The organism is Devosia naphthalenivorans (genome assembly GCF_003056355.1).
Taxonomy (GTDB): domain Bacteria; phylum Pseudomonadota; class Alphaproteobacteria; order Rhizobiales; family Devosiaceae; genus Devosia; species Devosia naphthalenivorans.
Window position 1 is genome coordinate 34343 of record NZ_PYVW01000013.1, and the last position, 19791, is coordinate 54133.

Annotated in this window: 13 protein-coding genes; 7 read left to right on the plus strand and 6 right to left on the minus strand. The window is 63.0% G+C overall.

The features are described 5' to 3' along the window. Window positions 1–195: 195 nt before the first annotated feature. Both C8264_RS15365 and C8264_RS15370 read left to right on the plus strand, forming a co-directional pair. The gene (locus tag C8264_RS15365; protein WP_108461858.1) at window positions 196–2928 is read left to right on the plus strand and encodes a DNA translocase FtsK; all 2733 of its coding nucleotides are present in this window, start codon (window positions 196–198) and stop codon (window positions 2926–2928) included. A 366-nt stretch (window positions 2929–3294) separates the two neighbouring features. Beyond that, window positions 3295–3918, plus strand: a complete 624-nt coding sequence (locus C8264_RS15370) for a LolA family protein (RefSeq protein WP_108461859.1) — start codon at window positions 3295–3297, stop codon at window positions 3916–3918. 175 nt (window positions 3919–4093) lie between these two features. Here C8264_RS15370 and C8264_RS15375 read toward each other — a convergent pair whose 3' ends face one another. Further along, window positions 4094–4903 (minus strand): undecaprenyl-diphosphate phosphatase, encoded by an 810-nt coding sequence (locus C8264_RS15375; protein WP_108461860.1) that lies wholly within the window; start codon window positions 4901–4903, stop codon window positions 4094–4096. A 112-nt stretch (window positions 4904–5015) separates the two neighbouring features. Here C8264_RS15375 and C8264_RS15380 point away from each other — a divergent pair, with 112 nt between their 5' ends. The 4 genes from C8264_RS15380 (at window position 5016) to C8264_RS15395 (ending at window position 8415) form a co-directional block, all read left to right on the plus strand. Then, the gene (locus C8264_RS15380; protein ID WP_108461861.1) at window positions 5016–5693 is read left to right on the plus strand and encodes a glutathione S-transferase family protein; all 678 of its coding nucleotides are present in this window, start codon (window positions 5016–5018) and stop codon (window positions 5691–5693) included. A gap of 129 nt (window positions 5694–5822) precedes the next feature. After that, window positions 5823–6902 (plus strand): tRNA epoxyqueuosine(34) reductase QueG, encoded by a 1080-nt coding sequence (gene queG, locus C8264_RS15385; protein ID WP_108461954.1) that lies wholly within the window; start codon window positions 5823–5825, stop codon window positions 6900–6902. Beyond that, window positions 6899–7768 (plus strand): SDR family oxidoreductase, encoded by an 870-nt coding sequence (locus C8264_RS15390; protein WP_108461862.1) that lies wholly within the window; start codon window positions 6899–6901, stop codon window positions 7766–7768. Before queG ends, C8264_RS15390 begins: the two co-directional genes overlap by 4 nt. After that, window positions 7765–8415 (plus strand): GNAT family N-acetyltransferase, encoded by a 651-nt coding sequence (locus C8264_RS15395; RefSeq protein ID WP_108461863.1) that lies wholly within the window; start codon window positions 7765–7767, stop codon window positions 8413–8415. The genes C8264_RS15390 and C8264_RS15395 overlap by 4 nt, the downstream gene beginning before the upstream one ends. 210 nt (window positions 8416–8625) lie before the next feature. Here the strand turns inward: C8264_RS15395 and C8264_RS15400 are convergent, their stop codons facing one another. Beyond that, entirely contained in the window at window positions 8626–11319 is a 2694-nt protein-coding gene (locus C8264_RS15400) for a transglycosylase domain-containing protein (RefSeq protein WP_108461864.1), read from the minus strand. A 386-nt stretch (window positions 11320–11705) separates the two neighbouring features. Between C8264_RS15400 and C8264_RS15405 the strand changes: the two genes are divergently transcribed. Beyond that, complete coding sequence (locus tag C8264_RS15405; protein WP_108461865.1) at window positions 11706–12248, plus strand: M35 family metalloendopeptidase; 543 nt, start codon at window positions 11706–11708, stop codon at window positions 12246–12248. A 122-nt stretch (window positions 12249–12370) separates the two neighbouring features. On the opposite strand, the gene gyrB is transcribed toward C8264_RS15405, so the two are convergent. The 4 genes from gyrB to dnaA all read right to left on the minus strand — a co-directional run bounded on the left by gyrB (window position 12371) and on the right by dnaA (window position 18974). Beyond that, the gene (gyrB, locus tag C8264_RS15410) at window positions 12371–14824 is read right to left on the minus strand and encodes a DNA topoisomerase (ATP-hydrolyzing) subunit B (protein ID WP_108461866.1); all 2454 of its coding nucleotides are present in this window, start codon (window positions 14822–14824) and stop codon (window positions 12371–12373) included. A gap of 144 nt (window positions 14825–14968) precedes the next feature. Next, window positions 14969–16081 carry a DNA replication/repair protein RecF gene (recF, locus tag C8264_RS15415; RefSeq protein WP_108461867.1) on the minus strand — a complete coding sequence of 371 codons (1113 nt, stop codon included), beginning with the start codon at window positions 16079–16081 and terminating at the stop codon, window positions 14969–14971. 145 nt (window positions 16082–16226) lie between these two features. Then, complete coding sequence (gene dnaN / locus C8264_RS15420; protein ID WP_108461868.1) at window positions 16227–17348, minus strand: DNA polymerase III subunit beta; 1122 nt, start codon at window positions 17346–17348, stop codon at window positions 16227–16229. A 174-nt stretch (window positions 17349–17522) separates the two neighbouring features. Beyond that, on the minus strand, window positions 17523–18974 hold the full coding sequence (gene dnaA / locus C8264_RS15425; protein ID WP_108461869.1) for a chromosomal replication initiator protein DnaA: 1452 nt from the start codon (window positions 18972–18974) through the stop codon (window positions 17523–17525). Between the last annotated feature and the right edge of the window lie 817 nt (window positions 18975–19791).

A 19791-nucleotide genomic window follows, 5' to 3' on the forward strand; every position in this document is an offset into this window, starting at 1 on the left:
GCTTTTGCCGGTGGCGGTTCGCCGCCACCGGATTTTCTCGAAAGGCTCCGCACTCAGTTGCGGGGCCTTTTCTCTTGCGGTGGACTCCGTGGGAACCAGCCGGGCAAAACTCGCATGGTTAGCCTTGGGTTAACCCGGCCCGATTAGCATCACGGCAAACAGCCCCTTCCGTTCCGGGGCCTATCGAGATTGCCCATGCCCAGCTCCCCCTCGCCTGTACTCGATGAAATCCGTTCAGTGCCGCAGCGCGGCACGCGTAGCGGCAGCAAGCCGGCCATTCCGGCGCCGCCCCCTGCCTTGGCGATCCGCATTCCGGTGCGCGTCGCAGGACTGGTGCTGCTCGGGATAGTGGCGGTGTGCCTCGTGGCGCTGGCCTCCTGGTCGGTGGACGACCCCAGCTTTTCCTATGCAACGACCAAGACGCCGGCCAATTGGCTCGGATTCCCCGGCGCGGTGATCGCCGACACGCTGTTTCAGGTGTTCGGGCTTGGCGCGCTGATCCTTTTGGTGCCACCGGCACTGTGGGGCTGGACCTTCTCGCGCCGCCGCATGCCGACGAGCCTGGGGCTGCGCTTCATCGGCTGGGTGGGTGCGACGCTACTGGGTGCCGGCGTGCTCTCATTCGTTGCCATGCCGGCAAGCTGGCCGCTGCCGACCGGCCTGGGCGGGCTGATCGGCACCGGCTTTACCACAATTGCCACCATGGTCACCGGCGAACAGCCGCAGGCGGTCACCGCCGCGCTTTTTGCTATCATCATTGCCATTCCGGCCTTTGCACTGTTCTGGATCGCCATGGGCCTGGGCAACTCGGTGCCGACCGGACCCAACAAGGCCAGGGCGGCAGCTGCCGGCCGCAAGGGCGCCGTTGCCGAACCGGCCGATGCAGACGAGCCGGAAACCAATCCGCTCGTCGACGTGGCGCTCGGCGCCATGGTGCATATGGGCTATTCGCTGCGCACCGCATTTCGCCGCGCCCGGGCCAGCCATGCCGAGCGGCGGGCTGCCGATGCCGCCAGCTGGCGTGATGACGATGTCGAGCCGAGCCTTGATGGTGGGCCGGTGGGTGAACGGCGCGAGCCTATGGTTGCCGCTACGCAGCGCCGTATCCATGCGCCGGTCGAACCCGGCATGGAGCCCACATTCGAGCGTGCCGCCGAGCCTGAAATCTCGCCGCGCATCAATGCCCGCCCGAGCTATGACGACACCGAACTAGATTACCCCGACGAGCCGCAGGACGACGACATCCCGTTCGTCGCCGATCTGCCTGTTCCCGCCGCCAGCCATCGCCAGCAGGGCGATTCGCGGTTCCACCCGGTTGATCCGACCAAGCCGCGCGTGACCGCGCCAGCGCCGCGCCCCGTGCCCGGCAACCGCGTGGCACGCGAAGCGCAGACCTCGTTCCTTGATGAACCCGGTGGGTTCGAGCTGCCGCCGCTGAGCCTGTTGTCGGAGCCCAAGCATCTTGGCCCATCGCCAGAGCATGCTCCGGAGCGATTGGAAGAAATGGCGCGGCAGCTTGAGGGCGTGCTCGAAGACTTTGGCGTCAAAGGCGACATCATCAATGTCCGCCCGGGTCCGGTCGTCACCCTGTTCGAGCTCGAGCCCGCACCCGGGATCAAGTCATCCCGCGTGATTTCGCTGGCCGACGACATCGCCCGCTCGATGAGCGCGATTTCGGCCCGTGTCGCGGTGGTTCCCGGCCGCAACGCCATCGGTATCGAACTGCCCAATCGCAATCGCGAAACCGTCTATTTCCGCGAGATGCTGGCCAGCTCCGACTTCGAGAAGATGAAGGGCAAGCTGCCCATTTGCCTCGGGAAAACCATCGGCGGTGAGCCGGTGATCGCCGACCTTGCCCGCATGCCGCATTTGCTGATCGCGGGTACGACAGGCTCGGGCAAGTCGGTGGGTATCAACACCTTCATCCTGTCACTGCTCTACCAGATGACGCCCGCACAATGCCGCATGATCATGATCGATCCCAAGATGCTGGAGCTGAGCATCTATGACGGCATCCCGCATTTGCTGACGCCCGTGGTGACCGACCCGCACAAGGCGGTGGTGGCGCTCAAATGGGCGGTACGCGAGATGGAAGATCGCTATCGCAAGATGAGCAAGATCGGCGTCCGCAATATCGACGGCTTCAACCAGCGCGTGAGCGAAGCGGCCGCCGAAGGCAAGACCATCACCCGCACCGTGCAGACCGGGTTCGACCGGGAAACCGGCGAGGCGATCTTCGAGAGCGAAGAGTTCAACCTGGAAGTGCTTCCCTATATCGTCGTCATCGTCGACGAAATGGCTGACCTGATGATGGTGGCCGGCAAGGACATCGAAGGCGCCATCCAGCGCCTGGCGCAGATGGCACGTGCCGCCGGCATCCACATCATCACCGCCACGCAGCGCCCGTCGGTGGACGTGATCACCGGTACGATCAAGGCCAACTTCCCTACCCGTATCTCGTTCATGGTGACCTCCAAGATCGACTCCCGCACCATTCTGGGCGAGCAGGGTGCCGAGCAGCTGCTGGGCAATGGCGACATGCTTTATATGGCGTCAGGCGGCCGCACCAAGCGCCTGCACGGCCCGTTCGTCGCGGACTCCGAAGTGGAGGCCGTGGTTGCGCACCTCAAATCGCAGGGCCAGCCCGATTACCTGGAATCCATCACCGAGGAAGATGGTGAGGGCGGCGATTTCGACGGCGAGAGCGCTGGTGGCGGCGATGATTATGCCGGTTCGGGCGACGAGCTCTACGACAAGGCTGTCCATATCGTTCTGACCGACAAGAAGGCGTCCACCTCTTATGTGCAGCGGCGCCTGGCGATCGGCTACAACAAGGCCGCGACGCTGATCGAGCGGATGGAGCGCGAGGGCGTCATTTCACCGGCCAATCATGCGGGCAAGCGCGAGATCCTGGTGGGGGCCGATTAGTAGGGAAGAGCTGGGTGGCATGATCTTTCATCCCCGCCAGGCGGCACCTCCCCTTGACGGGGGAGGCTGGGAGGGGTGGGGGATGCCCCCAATATGGAGGCTAACCGACCCCCACCCTTGCTCCCTCCCCGCAAGGGGGAGGGTGTCGACTGAAACGACGGCGCAAAAATCCCGATATGAACAATCCCCCACTCGGGGGAGAGGTCCGCGCGAAGCGCCGGGTGAAGGGTGCGATGGAATCGGCAGTTTCTCGTTCTCCCCCCTTGCGTTGCGGATGAACATCAGGTGAACGGAACCAACTCCCTGTTGCCGCAATTGCGTTTGAGGTTAGCCTAGTCAGTATTTTCAGCCACGGGACGCCCATTCATGATTCGCCGCGATGCCTTGCTGCTCGGCCTTTCCGCCGCCTTCGCCCTCAGCGTGCCTGCCTGGGCGCTGGACCGTGCCCTGTCGGCCGAGGAGCAGCAGCTGATCAACGAAATCGGCGCGCATAATTCGGCGATCCGCACCATGGTCGGCCGGTTCCTGCAGATCGACAGCAATGGCGGGCGCACGGAAGGCACGTTCTTCCTCGAGCGGCCCGACAAGATCGCCTTCCGCTATGCGCCCCCGAGCCGCGAAGAAATCGTATCGGTCGGGCGGGGCTTTTATGTCCTCAACCGGCGCGAGGAAACCTATTACGCCTATCCACAGGACACCATTCCGCTGCGGCAATTCCTGGGCGACCAGATCAACCTGCTCGACGCCAATGTGGTGGATGTGACGACGGCGGACGGCTACATGACCATCACGGTGATCGATGAAACCGTCGCGGGCACGGTGCAGGTTTCACTGATTTTCGACACCGACACCAAGGACCTTGCCCAATGGAGCCTGGTGGAGCCCAGCGGCGCCGAGCTTACTTTCTCGCTCTATGACGTGGAAAAAGGCGTCGAAATCCCGCGGGCGTTTTTCTCCATTCCGGCCACCTATAAGGCCGTCGAACAATAGGCTTGGGCTGTGTAGGGGCTTGCCTGCCAATGCCATCCACCCACGGATGCTTCCCCCGGACGTGATCCGGGGGTCACTCTCAACACGGAACAAGCGAGGAGAGGCCCTCGGATCAAGTCCGAGGGAAACGCCGTGGGTGGACTAAAAATGGGTCCTACCCCGAGATCGGATTGATCTAGCCCCACACCAGCAGCGCGATGAGCCCTGCACCACCCACCGCGATGCGCCACCAGGCGAAGGGGGCGAAGCCGTATCTGCTGACGAAGGTGAGCAGGTAGCGGACGACCAGCGTGCCGACTATGAAGGCGGCGGCAAAGCCGATGGCGACGTTGAGGGCGATGGAGCCGTCGATGAGGTCGCGGCTTTTGTAGAGGTCGTAGCCAAAGGCGCCGACCATGATGGGCAGCGCGATGAAGAAGGTGAATTCGGCGGCGGCGCGCTTGCTGGCCCCGAACAGCATGCCGCCCACCACGGTGGCGCCTGAGCGCGACACGCCGGGCACCAGGGACAGCATCTGGAAGAGCCCGACGATGAGGGCCAGATGCCAGGGAAACTGATAGATATCGTCATAGCGCGGCTGCAGCGGCAGCCGGTCGACGATCAGCAGGACAACGCCGCCGACCAGCAGGGTGATGCAGATCAGCATGGCTGATTCCCACAGATCCCCCTGGATGAAATCGCGCAGCAGCACGCCGGCGACCACCGCCGGCAGGCAGGCGAGAACCACGGCCAGGGCAAAGTTCCAGGCATAGGCCTTGCCGGTCAGCGCGTCGCGAATAAGCATGCCCAGCTTGGCGAAATAAACGGTGATGACGGCGAGGATCGCCCCCAGCTGAATCAGCACGATAAAGGTCGCCGGCTGGGTCAGCCCGAAGAAGTGGCCGGCCAAAAGCAGGTGGCCAGTGGAGCTGACTGGAAGGAATTCGGTAAGCCCTTCGAGAATTCCCAGGATCAGCGGCACAAAAAGACCTTGATCGGCGTTCATTTGATCCCCTAATTCAGACTGTTGGGCTTTGCGAGCGGGCAAGCACTATCGCTGTTCGTTTGCTGCGCCAAGCTTTGGGCGGCACCGGCCCCAAAAAGAGAAGAGCGTCAACATGCCAAGCCTGCTGCACCATCCTCTCGACCCGTCCTCGCGGCTTATTCGCCTGATGTGTGCCGAATATGGCGTGCCGCTCGACATGGAAGAGATCAAGCCATGGCTGCGCACGCCCGAGCTGCTGGAGATCAATCCGGCGGCGACGCTGCCCATCCTGTTGGGCGATGGTGACCAGCCGGTGATTGGCGTGCTGGCCAATATCCACACCATCGAAGATCTCTATACGCCCAGCGTGGTTGTGGGCCTGATCCCGGCGGACCCGGGCGCGCGCGCCGAGATGTGGCGGATGATCGAATGGGTAATCTTCAAACTTAACGATGAAGTGACGCGCTACATCCTTGAGGAAAAAATCGTCAAGCGGGATCAGCGCGGGCAGACGCCGGACCCTGCCGTGTTGCGGGTGGCCAAGGCCAATCTCAACGAGCATATGCTCTATTTCAACTGGCTGTTTGCCAATCACTCCTGGCTTGCCGGACACAGCATGACGCTGGCGGATTTTGCGCTGGCGGCGCATTTGTCGACGCTGGACTATCTGGGTGATATCGATTGGGGCAAGGCCGGGGAAACGCGGGACTGGTATTCGCGCATCAAGTCGCGGCCGGCGTTCCGGACCCTGCTCAATGACCGGGTGGTCTCGATGCCGCCGCAGCGGGGCTATGCGGATCTGGATTTTTGATATTTTGCACTCGCGCCTGATTGTGCAGTAAACCTCATCCCGCCCCTTCGGCAGGGTCATCATGAGGTCTGTTTGAGCAGTTCGTTTTCCAGTCCCGAACCCCTCGTCACCGAGCTCCGCGCCCGGGCGATGGCGCTTGGGTTTGGCAGCTTTGGTGTTACTCCGGCCGATGCGCGGCCGGACCTGCCCGAAAAGCTGAACCAGGCGCTGGCGGCGGGTTGGCATGGCGACATGGACTGGATGGCGGAGACGGCAGAGCGCCGCGCTAGTCCCAAGGGACTGTGGCCGGAGGCCAAGTCGCTGATCCTTCTTGGCTATAATTATGGGCCAGAGAGCGATCCGCTGGCCGTGCTCGGCGAAAAGTCGCATGGCTCGATCTCGGTTTACGCGCGAAATCGCGACTACCACGAGATCATCAAGGGCAAGCTCAAGGAATTGGCGGGGCTACTGGCGCGGCGATCGGGCGCCGAGGTGAAAGTGTTCGTGGATACGGCACCGTTGATGGAAAAGCCGCTGGCCGAGGCGGCAGGGCTGGGCTGGCAGGGCAAACACACGGTGCTGGTCAGCCGGGAATTCGGCTCCTGGCTGTTTCTGGGCGCGATCCTGACCTCGGCTGAACTGCCCGTGGACGAGGCGGGCCGGGAGAGTTGCGGCTCTTGCACGCGGTGCCTCGATGTCTGCCCGACCAACGCCTTCCCGGCGCCGTTTCAGCTCGATGCGCGGCGGTGCCTGGCTTATCTGACGGTGGAGCACAAAGGCCAGATTCCGCTGGAGTTTCGGCGGCCGATGGGCAACCGCATCTATGGGTGCGATGATTGCCTGGCGGTCTGTCCGTGGAACAAGTTCGCCTCGGTGAGCCGCGAGGCCAAGCTGCGGGCGCGGGATGAGCTGGAGCGGCCGGCGTTGGCGGACTTGGTGCAACTCGATGATGCAGCGTTTCGGCAGTTGTTTGCCGGATCGCCGATCAAGCGGATCGGGCTTGGGCGGTTTTTGCGCAACGTGCTGATTGCCATCGGGAATTCCGACGATCAGAGCCTCGTGCCGCTGGTCGAGGCACGGCTGGACGATCCCGATCCGCTGGTGCGGGGCGCCGCTATATGGGCGTTGCGGCGGCTTGATCCGACGCGTGCGGCAGCGCTCAGGCTTGCCTATCAGGCGCGGGAAAGCGATAGCTCGGTGGCTAGCGAATGGAGCGTGGATATCGCATGAACGCCTTTATCTTTGGGCTGGGGTTTTCGTCGCAGGCTGCCGTCCGGGCGCTGCGGATCGGTTCACAGAATGTTAACGTTGAGGGCACCGTTCGCACGACCGAGAAGGCGGAGCGGCTAAGGCGTGAGGGTATCACGGCGCATGTGTTCGATGGCGCTTCTGCCGGCGCCACGCTGGGGCCAAGCCTGCGGAATGCGAGCCATGTGATCTTTTCCATCGCACCGGGAGCCGATGGTGATCCGGCCCTGATCCATCACCGGACCGATCTCGATGCGGCCAAGAATCTGCAGTGGCTCTGCTACTATTCCACCGTCGGGGTTTACGGGGATTTTGGGGGCGAGTGGATAGATGAGTCGGCGCCGCTGGTGCCGCGCAATGAACGCTCGGACCGGCGCGTGCTGGCCGAACAGGCCTGGCGCGATTATGCGGCCGAGCGCGGTGTGCCGCTGGCCATTTTGCGGCTGGCGGGCATCTATGGGCCGGGCCGGTCGACTTTCGACAAGCTGCGGGATGGGACAGCGCGGCGGGTGGTCAAGCCCGGGCAGGTGTTCAACCGCATACATGTGGAGGATATCGGCCGGGTGACGGCGCTGGCGGCTGATGCGCGGCTCGATGGCACTTTTAATCTGGCCGATGACGAGCCGGCGCCGCCGCAGGATCTGGTGACGCTGGCGGCCGGGATGATGGGGGTGGAGCCACCGCCGGTAACCGCGTTCGACGATGCCGAGATGACGCCGATGCAGCGCAGCTTCTACGCCGACAACAAGCGGGTTTCCAATGCCGCCATCAAGCAGGCGCTGGGGATCGAGCTGCTATATCCCAATTATCGCAAGGCGCTGGACGCCATCTGGGAGACCACCAAGTGAGTGTACAAGCCGCCAAGTCAGCGCCGCAGCCTATCGTGCTGGAGGGAAGCTATGTTCGGCTGGAGCCGCTGGAGCGCCGTCATGCCGCGGACCTTTTGGCGGCAGCGCAGGGCGAGGGCGTGCCGGAGCGGTTTGCATGGCTGTTCGAGCATGCGCCGACGACGCTGGCCGAGGCGGAGAGCTTCATTGACCGGATGAATGCGGGGCCGGACCGCTTTGTGGCGGTGGTCGACCGGCGCACCGGCAAGGCGCTCGGTCGCCAGGGCTGGATGCGGATTTTTCCCGAGCATGCTTCGATCGAGATCGGTGGCGTTTATTGGGGCCCCGGCATGGCGCGCACCCCGCTCGCAACCGAAGCGCTATATCTCTTCGCGAGGCATGCGTTCGATGATCTGGGCTATAGGCGCTTCGAGTGGAAGTGCAACAACCGCAATGAGCCATCCAAGGCCGCGGCGCGGCGATTTGGCTTTCAGTATGAGGGCTTGTTCCGGCAGGACCGGATCGTCAAGGGCGAGAGCCGCGATACGGCGTGGTTTTCCATGATCGATGGGGAGTGGCCGGCTTTGCGGGCGGAATATGAGCGCTGGCTCGCGCCGGATAATTTTGATGCCGATGGGATGCAGAAGACGCGGTTGGGTGGGCGGTAGATCCGGGCACGCCTCGTGGTTCGACAGGCTCACCATGAGGTCTACTGACTGCTACGGAAGCACACAGAAAGTCACCACCCACCGCACGTCACCTCGGGGTAGGTTGGCGGCTGGCCCCTATATCGGGGCTAAATGTCCCCCACCCTTGATCCCTCCCCGCAAGGGGGAGGGTGTTGACTGAGAGGATGGCGCGAGGAAGAACCAGGCGCGCTAGTTCCCGAAGATCAAATCCATCAGCGTGCGCTGGGAGTTCTCGTTTTCGATCGGGACCTGCTCCACGACGATGTCCTGGGGCGGCTGGAGCTGGGCTGGGGCGCTGGGGACCCAGACCTGCTGGCCGGTGGCGGGATCGGTGACCAGGGTCATGGGCTGGCCGGTCTGCGGATCGATGGGCGCTTCGCTAACGCCAGTGGATTGCGGCTGCAGCGGATAGCCGGTGACCGGATCGATCGCCTGGGGCTGGATCACCTGATTGCCGCCAACCACCTGCCCCACCGGCATGCCGGTCGCGGGATCGATCTGGTTGCCATTGGCATCCACCAGGTAGCCGCCATTGGGGTTGACCGGCTGGCCCGTGTTGGGATCGATCTGGGCGCCATTGCCGAAGCCGGCATTGGGATCGGTTAAACCAGGCTGCGTAGGGGTGGCGATCGGAGCCGTAGCATTGGCGGGAACATATTGCCCTGTTGCCGGATCGACGCGCATCAACTGGCCGGTAGCCGGATCGGTCGTGGTCTGGACAGCCTGGCCGGTGCCGGCATCGACATATTGCGTCATGGGCTGGCCCGTGGCCGGATCGATCGCCACCTGGCCGGTCGCAGGATCGATGATCTGCTGGGCCACGAGCTGGCCTTCATAGCTGCCGCCGGGAATGGAGGCGATCTGCTTGCCCTCGTGCGCCTTGGTCATGAATTGCGACCAGATGGCCGCGGGCACATTGCCGCCGGAAAGCGTGGTCTTGGTGTCGTTATCGTTGCCGAGCCAGACGCCAGTGACCATCGCCGACGTATAGCCAACGAACAGCGCGTCGCGTGCGTTCTGGGAAGTGCCCGTCTTGCCGGCGAATTCCCAACCGCCCAGATTGGCGCCCTTGCCGGTACCCACTTCCACCGCGGTCGTGAGCATGTCGTTCATCATGGCGAGGATATTCGGCGCAACCACGCGGCCGGGGCCGGCGTCCGAGGCTTCATAAAGGAGGTCGCCGTCCTTGGACTTGATGGACGTGATGACATTGGGGATGACGCCCATGCCGCCATTGGCGAAGGGCGCATAGGCCGAGGTCAGTTCCAGCAGGTTCACTTCCTGGGTGCCCAGCGCGATGGAGGGCACGGGGGTGAGCTGCGAGGAGATGCCCATACGGGTGGCTACGTCGACCACCGCTTCAGGCGTCACGTCGATGGCGAGGCGAGCCGAGATGGTGTTGAGCGAATAGGCCAGGCCCTGGCGCAGGGTGACGGTGCCGGCATATTTGCCAGAGGCATTGCGCGGGCTCCAGCCCTTGTACTCGAATTGGGCGTCTTCGGCCAAGGTTTCGGGCGTATAGCCTTTTTCCATGGCGGCCATATAGACGAATGGCTTGAAGGTGGAGCCCGGCTGACGCTTGGCGGTGACGGCGCGGTTGTACTGGCTGGCCTGGTAATCGACGCCGCCCACCATGGCGCGCACGGTGCCGTCCACATCCATGGCGACGAGGGCGCCCTGCTTGAACCCGCGCTTGGGTCCTTCAGAGGCCACCATTTCCTTGACGATGAACTCGGCATCCTTCTGCATCTTCCAGTCGATGGTGGTCTGCACGACCACATCGCTTTTGATTTCGCCCAGATAAGCCGTCATCAGGGATTCCACCCAATCGGCCACATAGGATTCCGAGCCGGCGATGCGCGTGCGCACGGTCTGGCTGGGGTCGATCTGAGCGGCGGCGGCCTCTTCGCGCGTGATATAGCCTTCTTCGGCCATGGCATTGAGCGACAGGCGCTGCCGCTCAATGGCGCGCTCGGAATTGTTCTTGGGATTATAAGCCGATGGCGCAGGCAGGATGCCGGCAAGCATCGCGGCCTGACCAAGCGACAGGTTGCGCGCGGAAACACCGAAATAGGTCTGCGCCGCCGCCTCGATGCCGGTGGCGCCCGAACCGAAATACACCCGGTTCATGTAGAGTTCGAGGATTTCTTCCTTGGTATAGTTCTGCTCCAACCATACCGCGAGGATTGCTTCCTGCACCTTGCGGCCCAGGGTCTGGTCGGGCGTCAGGAACAGGTTCTTGGCGACCTGCTGGGTAATGGTGGACGCGCCGCGGGTCACGTCGCCCGCCTGAATGGACTCCACCGCCACCGCGGCCAGGCCAATGGGGTCGACGCCGAAATGGCTCATGAAGCGCCGGTCTTCCGAGGCGATGATGGCCGCGGGCACGTAATAGGGCAGTTCGCGATAGGTGATGGCTTCGCCACCCGTGACCCCGCGATTGGAGATCAGCGAGCCATCGGAGGCCAGAATTTGGATATTGGGCGGACGGTCGGGAATGGCCCAGGTATTGGATGAGGGCAATTGCGCGCCGTAGTAGACCACGATGCCGATAACCGCGATGCCGCCCCAGAGGCAGGCAACGAACCCCCACCACAGCAGGCCCATGAGGAAACCGCCGCTGCGCGAACGCTTGCGCTTGGCTGCCGGCTTGGCCTTGCCACGACGGGGCGGCTTTGGCGCCTTGCCCTTGGGGGCTTTGCCGCCGGGGCTATTGGGGGGAACGCCGCCAGAGCGTTCGTCATCCACAAATACGCCCACCGATCGGCCCATGGAGGGCTCCACACGCTGGCCCTGGGCCTTGCCACGGGCAGCCGCACGCGGCTTGCCGACCTTGGCCGGCCGGCCACCCACGCGATCATCGGCGGAAATGCGAAAATCCATCGAGCAAACCTAGTTCGAAGTGCCTTTTGCCGCTTCTACTCCGATCCGCCCAGAATGGGAAACAAGAGGTTAGCGAAAGATGAAGGCTCATGCTGGCCGGCTCGTGTTGCGTCTAGCCCAAGGGAGCGCTTGCCACGCGGCCATGGGCAAGCTTCTCCGGGGCAATTGTGGCGGTTTATTGTGCAGCTGGAGCTATGGCAGCGCGGTGTTGCGGGCGGGTCACTGCTGGGGGATCACAATCGTATCAACAGCGGCGGGAGGTCTGGAGAGCTTCGCAGCTTTCGCGGGAATGACACCGTGGATAGTAAACACTCCCCTTAAGGGAGGGATAGGGGTGGGCCGTTTGCAGCCTTGCTTTTGCCGCGTGAGCGGGGCCTCTTGGCGCCATGATTCGAGCCGCTTTATATTTGGCCGTCGTGATATTGGCGCTGGCAGGCGGGGCAAAGGAGGCCTCGGCGCAGCAATCCCAATTGCTTGAGGCGGCCATTTCGGATGCGGTGGATCGCTTTGAGCGGGCGCTGCCCAGCCTCGCGCCGACGGAGTTCGGCGTGGATGTTACCGCCTACCGCGACGCACTAACATTGCAGCGGTTTTCGTCCGGCGTCTGGAGTGGCGACGTAAAGGTTGCGGTGCAGGTACAGGGCGAAGCCACCAACTCCTGCGACCGATTTGCCGCCTTTGCCCGCGTGCCGCCGCAGAACGGCGTCGTGCCGCTTGTCATATGCCCGCGATTTTTTACGCCGGGTGCAGACGAATTGCGGGAGCTGACCATCCTGCACGAGATGGTGCATGTGGTGGCCGGCACCAATGAATGCCAGGCCATGGCCTTTGCTGCCCGGGTGCAGCACGCCGCTACGGGGCGGTTTACGCCAGTCGATGGGTATTGGCGTGCGAGCGGGTGCGAGAGTTCGCAGTATCGGCTGCCCTAGCGCAGGGGCGCCGAGTAGACCTCATCCTGAGCCTGTCGAAGGACGAGGCCGTGGCACCCCAGCCTCCACTCGCTCGACCCCATGGTTCGACAAGCTCACCATGAGGACTTTGGGAGTCGGGCTTAAACGTCCAGATTGCTCACGCTCAGTGCGTTGTCCTGGATGAAGTCGCGGCGGGGTTCGACCAGGTCGCCCATCAGGGCGGTGAAAATCTGGTCGGCTTCGTCGCTCTGGTTGACTTCGACCTTGAGCAGGGTGCGCGCATTCGGGTCGAGCGTGGTTTCCCAGAGCTGGGACGCGTTCATTTCGCCCAGACCCTTGTAGCGCTGCAGCGACACGCCCTTGCGGCCATAGTCGGTCACGGCCTTGAACAGCGAAGACGGTCCATAGATGTTGTGCGTCTCGCCCTTGCGGGTAAGGGTCGGCACGCCGCCATAGATTTCGTCGAGCCGCTCGGCCAACTGGCGCATCTTGCGCGCGTCAGCGCTCTGCAGCAGGGCCTTGTCGAGCTGGTGGGTTTCGGTGACGCCGCGCACGGTGCGGGAGAAGGCAAGGCCGTCTTCATCGGTGATCACACCGGACCAGCCGCGCTCCAGCTCATCGGAGATGCGGTCGAGCCGGTTGGCCACGCGTTCCATGGTGCCGCTAATGCGGGCCGGGTCATTGAGCCCTTCGGGATCAAGCCCGCCGACGATGGCAGCCTGTTCGACGAGGCTGCGATTGTAGCGCGTGTTGAGATTGTCGATGGCGTTCACGATGTTGCGCGCCTGTTGCACGATGGCCTGCAGGTCAGCGCCGGCATGCTGATGCCCGTCGCGCGTCGTCAACACGGCTTCGTCGAGCCCCGCATCGATCAGATAGTCGTTCAGCGCATCCTCGTCCTTCAAATACTGCTCGGACTTGCCGCGCATGGCTTTGTAGAGCGGGGGCTGGGCGATGTAGATGTGGCCGCGCTCCAGCAGCTCCGGCGTCTGCCGGTAGAAGAAGGTCAGCAGGAGCGTGCGAATATGAGCGCCGTCGACGTCGGCGTCGGTCATGATGATGATCTTGTGGTAGCGCAGCTTGTCGGCGTTGAACTCCTCGCGGCCAATGCCGGTGCCCAGCGCCGTGATCAGCGTGCCGACCTGGTCGGAGGAGATCATGCGGTCGAAGCGGGCACGTTCCACGTTGAGGATCTTGCCGCGCAGGGGCAGCACGGCCTGGTTCGAGCGGTCGCGCCCCTGCTTGGCGGAACCGCCTGCAGAGTCACCTTCCACGATGAAGATTTCCGACTTGGCTGGATCGCGCTCCTGACAGTCGGCGAGCTTGCCGGGCAAGGACGAGATTTCGAGCGCACCCTTGCGGCGGGTGAGTTCACGCGCCTTGCGGGCGGCCTCGCGAGCGGCGGCGGCTTCGGCCACCTTGCCGACGATGATCTTGGCCTCGTTGGGGTGCTCTTCGAACCACTGGCCCAGCTTATCGTTGACGATGTTTTCAACGACGGGCCGCACTTCGGAGGAAACCAGCTTGTCCTTGGTCTGGGACGAGAATTTTGGATCGGGAACCTTGACTGAAAGCACGCAGGTCAGCCCTTCGCGCGTATCGTCGCCGGTGACCGAGACCTTCTCCTTTTTGGAGATGCCCGAGGATTCGGCATAGCCGACCACCTGGCGCGTCAGGGCGCCGCGCAGGCCGGCAAGGTGCGTGCCGCCGTCGCGCTGGGGAATGTTGTTGGTGAAGCAGAGGACGTTCTCGTGGTAGCTGTCGTTCCACTGCAGCGCGACCTCGACGGTGATGCCGTCCTTCTCGCTGATCATGGTGATCGGCTTGTCGATCACCGGCGCCTTGGACTTGTCGAGATATTTGACGAAGGCTTCCAGGCCGCCCTCGTAGAACAGCTCCGCCGAGACGGGCTCGGGATGGCGCAGATCATTGAGCAGGATGCGCACGCCGGAATTCAGGAACGCGAGCTCGCGCAAGCGATGTTCCAGCGTCTTGAAATCGAACTCCACCATGGTGAAGGTTTCGGACGAAGGCAGAAAGCTTATCGCGCTGCCGCTGCGGCCCTCATAGGTGCCGGGCTGCTTGTTATCCTCATAGGTGCCGGTCTGCTCCAGCGGAGCGTCCGAATTGCCGTGGGTGAAGCCCATTTCGAAGATCTTGCCATCGCGGCGGATCTTGAGCTTCAGCCACTGGCTGAGCGCGTTGACCACAGAGACGCCCACGCCGTGCAAACCGCCGGACACCTTGTAGGAGTTCTGGTCGAACTTACCGCCGGCATGAAGCTGGGTCATGATGACCTCGGCAGCTGAAATACCCTCTTCCTTGTGGATGCCGGTGGGAATACCGCGACCGTTGTCGATGACGGTTACCGAGCCATCGGCATTGAGCGTCACCGTCACCAGATCGGCGTGGCCGGCAAGGGCTTCGTCGATGGCGTTGTCCACCACCTCGTAGACCATGTGATGCAGGCCCGAACCGTCATCCGTATCCCCGATATACATGCCGGGGCGCTTGCGCACGGCATCGAGCCCCTTGAGCACTTTGATGCTATCGGCGCCATATTCGTTGGGATCGGTCATGGGGGTGTCGGTCATGGGTTCCGAATCAGTCGTTTCAGAGTGGTTTTGTTGTAGCGGAAGCAGCCTCAAACCCCAAGCAAATTGGGCTTTTGAGGGGTTTTTGCCGGGGATAGGAGGCTATGGTTCACAAGACATCATGGTGGCGCCGCCGGAAGGGCATTATTCCCTCAAGAGACGCCCCTCGCGCACGGTCAGCATCTGCGCCCGCTCGCCCAGCGCCTCGAACAATACCTTGTCGGTGCCAGTGAGGAAACACTGGGTTCCCAGACTATCCAGCGCGGAAAACAGGGCGCGGCGGCGGTCGGGGTCCAGATGGGCCGCAATCTCGTCGAGCAACAGGAACGGCGTGATAGCCGTGCGTAGCTTGACGAGCCGCGCATGAGCCAGGATCAACCCGATCAGCAGCGCCTTTTGCTCCCCCGTCGATCCCAGGGCGGCCGGCATGGCCTTTTGCCTGTAGGTCACTTCGAGATCGACGCGGTGTGGTCCATATATGGTGCGTCCGGCAGCACGATCAAGGGCGCGGGAGCCGCTCCAAAGCCCCGCGAGAGCCGCCTCCAGCGCCGCTGACGAGGTGGGCTCCGTGCCATCCTCGAAGAGCGGTGTCAGACCCAGATGGGCTGCCGGGAAACTGCCATCGTCGAGGCTTTGCTCGATCAGGGCCTGGAGATGCTCAAGGCTGTCGGTACGGGCGAGATGGATGGATGCTCCAAGCTCGGCCATCTGACGCTCGATGGCGCTGAGCCAGGCAGTGTCGCCCCCATCATCGAGCAGCTTGTTGCGTTGCCGCATCGCCTTTTCATAGTCGCCTACCGAGGCCGAGTGGGTCGGGATCAGCGTGGTCACCAGGCGATCAAGGAACCGGCGGCGGTCACTGGCAGGGCCGGCAAAGAGCCCATCCATGCTGGGTGTGAGCCAGAGGACGCGCAGATAGTCGCTCATCGCCTCGATGGAGCGGGCATTGGCGCCATTGATGCGCACGCGCCGGCCGCCATCGGGCCCGGCGCCGGTGCCGATATCGGCAGGACCATTATCGGTTTCAACCGTTGCCGCCACCGCCCAGCCAATGTCGGAGCCCTGCGCCTGGACGGTCTCGAAACTGGCCCGGCGCAGGCCGCGACCGGGGGAAAGGAGCGATATGGCTTCGAGCAGATTGGTTTTGCCCGCGCCATTGGGGCCGGTCAGCACGACATGGCGATGGTCGAGGTCCAGGGCTGCCGCAGCATAGTTGCGGAAGGCGGTGAGACGCAGGCGGGAGAGGTGGCGGGTCATGATTGCACGCTCGACATTCAGGCCCGTCCACCGGCCGTCACCCTCGGGCTTGACCCGAGGGGGTTTTCGAAGCCCGCAAGGAAGTGCAGAACCCTCGGGTCAGGCCCGAGGGTGACGATCGCGTTTGGGGTGAGCAATGGCGCCCTTAAACCCGCATCGGCATCAGCACATAGAGCGCCTTGGTGTCACCCTCGTCCTTGACCAGCGTGGGAGACCCGGCGTCGTTGAACATGAAGATTGCGCTGTCGGAGCGGATCTGGCCGATAATGTCGAGCAAATATCGGGCGTTGAAGCCGATCTCGAAGCCGTCGGTGTCGAACTCCACGGCGAGCTCTTCGCTCGCCGTGCCGTGATCCGGGTTGGTGACCGAAAGCTCCAGGAGGCCATCCTTGGCCTGGAGCTTGACGGCCTTGCCGCCGCGATCGGAGGCAATGGTCGAGACGCGGTCGACGGCGGTGGCGAAGCTCTGCCGGTCGACGTTCATCATCTTGTCGTTGTTCTTGGGCGTCACCCGGTCATAATCGGGGAAGGTGCCTTCGATCAGCTTGGAGAGCAGCACGACCGAGCCAACGGTGAAGCGGATCTTGGTGTCTGAGACCTCCACCTTGACGTCGCCATCGGCGCTATCGAGCAGCTTCTGCACTTCGCCAACGGTCTTTTTGGGCACGATGATGCCGGGCATGCCGCCAGCGCCAATTGGCGCTTCGATTTCCGCCCGGGCCATGCGGTGGCCATCGGTGGCGACGGCGCGCAGCACGGTTCCGGCGTTGGACACATCGACGGTGTGGAAATAGATGCCGTTGAGATAGTAACGGGTTTCTTCGTTGGAGATGGCGAACTGGGTGCGTTCGATCAGTTCGCGCAGCGCTGCCGCCGGCATGGAGAATTCATGGCCGAAGCTGCCGGACTTGAGATCCGGGAAGCTGTCGGGCGACAGGCACGCCAGGTTAAAGCGCGAGCGGCCGGAGGTCAGAACCATGTTCTCCCCGCCATCGGTCTCAAGCCGCACTTCGGCGCCATCGGCGAGCTTGCGCACGATTTCATAAAGGGTGTGGGCCGGAACCGTCGTGGTGCCAGCGGTGGACACCATGGCCGGAACGCTTTCGGTCACCTCGATATCAAGGTCAGTCGCGCGCAGTTCCACCTTGTCATCGCCGGCCTTGAACAGGACGTTGGCGAGGATGGGATAGGTATTGCGCCGCTCCACCACTCGATGCACATGGCTCAGCGACTTGAGCAGATGATTGCGTTCGAGCGTGACTTTCATGCGGCAAATTCCCTGGCACTACGCGTCTGCCTGATGGCAGCAAAACCCCCGGCAAGCCGGGGGTTGGACATTTACAATTTCGTAAGGGGTTGGCAAGGGCAAGGGTAGATTTTGCCGGGGAATTGCAGCGCCATTCGCCGGCATTCCACCGATGGTGTCACCCCGCCCCGGGCTCTACTCTTCAAGCATGCGCTTGAGCAGTTCGATTTCCTGGGCCAGTTCCACATCGTCCTTGATCATCTGTTCGACCTTGCGGACCGAATGGAGAACCGTGGTGTGGTCCCTGCCGCCAAAGCGACGGCCGATTTCGGGAAGGGAACGCGAAGTCAGCGCCTTGGCGAGGAACATGGCGATCTGGCGGGGGCGAACGACATCGCGCGAGCGGCGGGCCGATAGCAGTTCGTTGCGCGGCACCTTGTAGTGGCGCGAGACGATCTTGAGGATGTCCTCGATGCGAACGCGGCGCGCCTCGTGGGAGCGGATCAGGTCGCCCAGGGTCTTTTCGGCCAGCGGTACGGTGATCAGTTCGCCGGTCAACTGGTTGGCAGCAACGAGGCGATTGACGGCGCCATCGAGATCGCGGCCATGGCTGATGACGGCGCGGGCGATGTAGTCGATGACGGGCGCCGGGAAATGCATGCCGAAACGGGCGCTGGACTGGTCGGCGCGGCGCTGCACGATGGCGCGGCGCAGATCGAGGTCAAAGCCCGAAATCGGGATCACCAGACCGCCCGAGAGGCGCGAGCGCACCCGATCATCCAGCATTTCGAGATCGCGCGGCGGCGCATCGCCAGCCACCACGACCTGCTTGGCGCCGGTGAGGAGCGTGCCCAGGGTATGGCCGAATTCGGTGGCCGACTTGCCCTGGAGGAACTGCATGTCATCGATCAGGAGCAGATCGACGCGGCGGAGCCATTCCTTGAAGCCGAGCGCGGACTGGCGCTGCACGGCGGTGATGAAATGGTACATGAAATGGTCGGCGGTCAGGTAGACGATGTTCTTGGACGCATCCGCTGACTGCACGGCATGGGCGATGGCGTTGAGCAAATGGGATTTGCCCAGGCCAACGGTGGAATGAATATAGACCGGGTTGAAGGTCACGGTGTTGTTGGCGGCCGCATTGGCGATCTGGCGGGCAACGCCCAGCGCCATCTCGTTGGCTTCGCCAGCAACGAAACTGTCAAAGGTCATGCGCGGGTCGATCGCGCTGCCGGAAAGGGCGTCGCCCTTGGTCGCGGTATTGTCACGGACCAGGCGCGGAGTGACCGGAGCCTGGGTGGGCGAGGCCGAAGCCGTGGCCGGCGCCGAAGCGGCTGTAGCCTCGGTGGCGGGCTGGGCCAGACGGGGACGGGCCTGGCCATTGACGCGCAGCGTCACCTGCACGCGGGCAATGTGATCGAGGTCCTGACGGAAGGTTTCCAGCAGCAGGTCGGCATAGTTGGACTGCACCCAGGAGCACAGGAAGCGCGTGGGGGCGGACAGGTGCGCCACGTCGTCGAGCACTTCCTCGAGTTCGAGCGCGGCAAACCAGGAGGTGAAGACATCGGCGCCGACCGAAGCCTTGATGCGGGCGCGAATCCGGTTCCAGAGCTCGCGCTGGCCTTCGGTGGAATCGGTCGTGCTCATGACAGGATTGTCGCCTTTGCTGGTCGTGGACGGGGAAGAAGCGGGGGTTCTTGCCACCCAGTCATCTCCTCCAGCGGTCGCCTGTCGCATCATTGATAGCCCCATTTCCTGTTGCCCGGCCGATCCGCACAAGTTCGGCCGATTACCTTTTTTCCACCCCGGCCGGACCCTTGCGGTCACAGGCCAAGGCTTTGCCCCGATGCCCGGCGTTGCGGGCAAAGTTACTTCCTCCGGCGGTTTATCCGCCGGCGTCGCAATCATATTTGTCATGAACTCGGTCCGAGCCTGCGGACCGCCTTACCGAAGTCTGGCCGGCCTCAGGGGACCGGCTGCTGAATACGCTGCCAACACACTACCACCAGCTCAAAATGCAACAACAAACCCTGTCGCGAAGGATCAAACCACCGATCCAGATTGAACTCGCCAACTTGCCGGGACGCTCGTTTCTGGCGCCCCCTCGCTTGCTGACGAGATTACTTTAGAGGGAGCAATTTGGGCCTGCAACCGTGGAATCAGCAAAATTGGGGCTTGACTCTCTGCTTGTCATTTCAGGGGACGAGAAGGCTGCCGAGAGGCAAAATCCAAGGCTCTGAGACTCATGATAGAATCGCTATACGGGGTCCGGACTCATGGTGAAAAATTTATTTTCGATGGATCGGTTTTTACTGCTCCGACGCCGCCACATCACAACCCGGTAACAAGGATACGACAGCTCAAGTCTTTGAAACAGCTTGGATCCGGCACTCCACTATAACCCGGTCGGGATTCAAGAGGTACGTAACCAGCAGCGACATGAAGTTGTCACATGAGAAAAGCT

Bases quoted from the DNA above. Each gene is read 5' to 3' on its own strand.
- C8264_RS15390 (WP_108461862.1), top strand. From the start codon at position 6,899: ATGAACGCCTTTATCTTTGGGCTGGGGTTTTCGTCGCAGGCTGCCGTC.
- C8264_RS15400 (WP_108461864.1), bottom strand. From the start codon at position 11,319: ATGGATTTTCGCATTTCCGCCGATGATCGCGTGGGTGGCCGGCCGGCC.
- gyrB (WP_108461866.1), bottom strand. From the start codon at position 14,824: ATGACCGACACCCCCATGACCGATCCCAACGAATATGGCGCCGATAGC.
- dnaA (WP_108461869.1), bottom strand. From the start codon at position 18,974: ATGAGCACGACCGATTCCACCGAAGGCCAGCGCGAGCTCTGGAACCGG.
- C8264_RS15380 (WP_108461861.1), top strand. From the start codon at position 5,016: ATGCCAAGCCTGCTGCACCATCCTCTCGACCCGTCCTCGCGGCTTATT.
- queG (WP_108461954.1), top strand. From the start codon at position 5,823: ATGGCGCTTGGGTTTGGCAGCTTTGGTGTTACTCCGGCCGATGCGCGG.
- recF (WP_108461867.1), bottom strand. From the start codon at position 16,081: ATGACCCGCCACCTCTCCCGCCTGCGTCTCACCGCCTTCCGCAACTAT.
- C8264_RS15370 (WP_108461859.1), top strand. From the start codon at position 3,295: ATGATTCGCCGCGATGCCTTGCTGCTCGGCCTTTCCGCCGCCTTCGCC.
- C8264_RS15375 (WP_108461860.1), bottom strand. From the start codon at position 4,903: ATGAACGCCGATCAAGGTCTTTTTGTGCCGCTGATCCTGGGAATTCTC.
- dnaN (WP_108461868.1), bottom strand. From the start codon at position 17,348: ATGAAAGTCACGCTCGAACGCAATCATCTGCTCAAGTCGCTGAGCCAT.
- C8264_RS15365 (WP_108461858.1), top strand. From the start codon at position 196: ATGCCCAGCTCCCCCTCGCCTGTACTCGATGAAATCCGTTCAGTGCCG.
- C8264_RS15405 (WP_108461865.1), top strand. From the start codon at position 11,706: ATGATTCGAGCCGCTTTATATTTGGCCGTCGTGATATTGGCGCTGGCA.